Origin of the sequence: Paenibacillus macerans (assembly GCF_050565405.1) — a bacterium.
Classification (GTDB): domain Bacteria; phylum Bacillota; class Bacilli; order Paenibacillales; family Paenibacillaceae; genus Fontibacillus; species Fontibacillus macerans_B.
The window spans coordinates 1-3,002 of sequence record NZ_JBNYYG010000114.1 but is presented as its reverse complement, the minus strand read 5'-3'; the positions used below and the strand labels follow the sequence as shown (position 1 = coordinate 3,002).

The following is a 3,002-nucleotide window of genomic DNA, read 5'->3' as shown; positions in this document are numbered from 1 at the left end:
AGCTGGCGCAGCAGCTGGACGGCGCGCGCGTACGGCGCCGGCGGCGGCGCGTCGAGCCACGCCAGCTCGTCCGGCGAGGCGGCGCCCCACGCCGCCAGCTCCAGCGCGAGCGGCGCAAGGTCCGCCTCCAGCATCTCCGGCGGCGTGCGCGCCTCGAGCAGGCGGTCCTCCGCCTCGCTCCAGAGGCGGTAGCAGACGCCGGGCGCCGTCCGCCCGGCGCGGCCCCGCCGCTGGTCGGCGGAGTCGCGGGCCGCCCGCACCGTGACGAGCCGGTTCATGCCGGTGCGCGGCGAAAACAGCGACGTGCGGCGCAGGCCGCTGTCGATCACGACCGTTACTCCGCCCACGGTCAAGCTCGACTCGGCGATCGACGTCGCCAGCACGACCTTGCGCTGCCCTGCGGGGGCGGCTTCGATCGCCCGGCGCTGCTCCGCCTGCGGCAACGCCCCGTACAGCGGCGCGAGCAGCACGCCTTCCGGCAGCGTACCCGCGAGCCGCGAGCCGGTTCGGCGGATTTCCCGCGCACCGGGCAGGAACACGAGCAGGCTGCCTTCATGCGCCGCCAAGGCGCGGCGGACCGCCCGCTCCACCGACTGTTCCGGCAGCTCCCTCGGTGCCCCCGGTACGTATACCGTTTCCACCGGAAACATCCGTCCACGGCTCTGCACGACCGGCGCCTCGTCCAGGAGGGCCGCGACCGGCCCCGCCTCCAGCGTCGCCGACATGACCAGTAGCCGCAGATCCTCGCGCAGCAGCTGGCGGCTTTGCCAGGCCAAGGCCAGGCCCAAATCGGCATGCAGGCTGCGCTCATGGAACTCGTCGAAAATCACGAGTCCGGTCCCCATCAGCGCCGGGTCCTGCTGCAGCAGCCGCGTCAAAATCCCCTCGGTCACCACCGTGATCCGGGTTTTCGCCGATACGCGGCTGTCTCCCCGCATGCGGTAACCGACCGTCTCACCGACCTGTTCGCCCAGCAGTTCGGCCATAAATACGGCCGCAGAACGCGCGGCGAGCCGGCGAGGCTCCAGCAGCAGGATACCCTGCCCCTCCATCCAAGGCTCGTCCAGCAGCGCCAGCGGCGTACGCGTCGTTTTGCCCGCCCCCGGCTCGGCCAGCAGCACGGCGGTACCGGCACCCTGCAGGGCTTCTTTTAACTTAGGAATAACTTCATCTATCGGCATCGGCAGCTTCGTCATGATTCTCTCCTTACGGGTTACACTATGAAAATCGGGCTTGGAATGCATATCATTTCCTCCTTGATTTTACCACACGGGCAAGCGAAATTCGCTCCCCCGACATACCGAACCAGTTCTCATCTCAGAACCAGAAGGAGTTTTATCCCATGAACCTGGACGGAAACGCCTTTATCAAGCTGTTCCTCATTTTTCTGCTGATCGCCGTCACCGCGCTGTTCGTGCTGGCCGAATCCTCTTTGCGCGACTTGCGCCCGGGCCGGGTGGACGCGATGCTCCGGGAAGGGCGCCGCGGCGCCCGCGCGCTCAAAAAGTTGACGGACCGCGCAGACCATGCGCTCTCCTCCTGCCAACTGGCCATTACCGCCATCTCTTTGACGCTGGGCTGGCTCGGCCAACCTGCCGTCCGCGGCCTGATGCGGCCTTTGTTCGACGATCTTCCTCTATCGGCGACGGCCCAAACGTTCCTGTCCTTCCTTATTGCGTTTATCGTCATCACCTATCTGCACGTCGTGCTGGGCGGGCTGGTCCCGCAGGTGCTGGCCGCCCAACGCGGCGAAGCTTTTGCCCTGGCCGCAGGCCGTCCGCTGCTGTGGTTCAGTTCCCTCCTGTACCCGGCCGTCTGGCTGCTCAACCGTTCCTCCCGCCGAATCGTATCGCTGATCGGGTTGAAACCCGCGGCGGGCTGGAGCGAGGCGCACAGCGAAGAGGAGCTGCAGGTCCTGCTTAGCGAAAGCCTGGAAAGCGGTCAGATCAACAAAAACGAATACGGCTTCGTCAGCCGGATTTTTGCCTTTGACGATCTGCTGGCCAAGGACATCATGGTGCCGAGAACGGATATGGTCTGCCTGCACGCCAACAAATCGCGGGAGGAGAACCTGCAGGTCATCAAACGGGAGCAGTACACAAGATTCCCCGTGATTCGCGAGAACAAAGACGACATCATCGGCGTCATCAATACGAAGTCGCTGTTTCTCTCCGGCGAGGATCAGGCGGACGTCCCGTTTGCCGCGCTCGTGCGGCATGTGATGACGGTTTCGGAAAACATCCCGCTTCCCGCCTTATTGACCAAGATGCAAAAGGAACGCTCCCATATCGCCGTGCTGATCGACGAATACGGCGGAACGAGCGGGATGGTCACGATCGAGGATATCCTGGAGGAGATCGTCGGGGACATCCGCGACGAATTCGATGCCGAAGAGGAGCAGGAAATTACGGAGATTGCGGCGAATCACCTCATTGTGGACGGAAAGGTATCTGTCTCGCTAATCAACGATCTGCTCCTCGCCGATCTTGAGGAAGAGGACGCGGATACGATCGGCGGTTGGATTTACGGGCATTATCTCGATATTGAGGAGGGGACCGTGCTGGAGTACGGGGATTTACGGTTTACGGTGCTGGAGCGCGCGGACAGCCGGATCCGGAAAATCGAAATCCAAAAGCTCGAGGCGCCCGAAACCGGTGACGGTATCGTGCCGGAGAACGACGGCGTGGTTGAAGAACCGGAAATTCGCCCATAACAAAGCTTCTATCGAAACCTTGCCTTCTCGAAGATGTCGTTAAATCCTTTATTAGCGGCAGGTTTTCTGGAGATACAAGGTAGCTGTCGCTTGATAGTCTTAAAAATAAGCTTTGGCGTTGCATTGAATCTGTCAGGGAGCCTGCGGAATCCGCATACCAAGCGATTTCAAGGAGTTCCTGCAAAAATGCAGGCTTTTTCTTAGAAACCTCTAGGCCCCCTAAATAAACTGGAGTCCTCCCCTACAAGGATTTACAATGGAAATAAGGGAGAGGATTAAGTTATGGGAA

2 protein-coding genes are annotated in these 3,002 nt (G+C 61.8%); one reads left to right on the top strand and one right to left on the bottom strand.

Going from position 1 to position 3,002, the window contains the following annotated elements:
• On the bottom strand, positions 1–1,196 hold a 1,196-nt coding region (gene hrpB / locus ACQ4N8_RS28020; protein WP_430707655.1), incomplete at its 3' end, for an ATP-dependent helicase HrpB.
• A gap of 146 nt (positions 1,197–1,342) precedes the next feature.
• Between hrpB and ACQ4N8_RS28015 the strand changes: the two genes are divergently transcribed.
• The gene (locus tag ACQ4N8_RS28015; protein WP_430707653.1) at positions 1,343–2,713 is read left to right on the top strand and encodes a hemolysin family protein; all 1,371 of its coding nucleotides are present in this window, start codon (positions 1,343–1,345) and stop codon (positions 2,711–2,713) included.
• Positions 2,714–3,002: the final 289 nt, after the last annotated feature.